Origin of the sequence: Aeromicrobium sp. Leaf272 (assembly GCF_001422865.1) — a bacterium.
In the GTDB taxonomy this organism is placed as follows: domain Bacteria; phylum Actinomycetota; class Actinomycetes; order Propionibacteriales; family Nocardioidaceae; genus Aeromicrobium.
Genome location: NZ_LMMY01000009.1, coordinates 569,090 through 569,499 on the forward strand (window position 1 = coordinate 569,090; position 410 = coordinate 569,499).

The 410-nt window shown below is 67.6% G+C and carries 1 pseudogene; it reads left to right on the top strand.

What is annotated here, in order from left to right:
• Positions 1-10: 10 nt before the first annotated feature.
• Positions 11-410 (top strand): annotated as a pseudogene (locus tag ASF38_RS18775) (Fe-S cluster protein); the annotation flags it as partial.

The following is a 410-nucleotide window of genomic DNA, read 5'->3' on the forward strand; positions in this document are numbered from 1 at the left end:
TTGAGGCTCCATGCAGCTCGTCGCGATCATCGTCTCGTTGGCCGTCACGGCCATCACGATCCCCGTCACGGTCGTCGCCGTGCGCCGGATGACCGCCGTCATCCGTGCCGGTGGCCCGGCACCAGGCCGCACGGACGACCCCGCCGCGCGCACGGTGAACATGCTCAAGGAGACGTTCCTCCACACGCGCATGCTCCAGTGGAGCTGGATCGGCGCCCTGCACTGGTTCGTCTACCTCGCGTTCCTCGTGCTCGCGACGGCCGTCGCCCAGGCGTTCTTCCAGCTGTTCGACCCGGAGTTCGTCTGGCCGATCATCGGCCACTTCTTCCTCTACGAGTGGATCAGCGAGGCCATCGGCCTGCTCGGCGCGCTCGCGATCATCCCGCTGGCGGTCTACCGCCAGGTCAAGC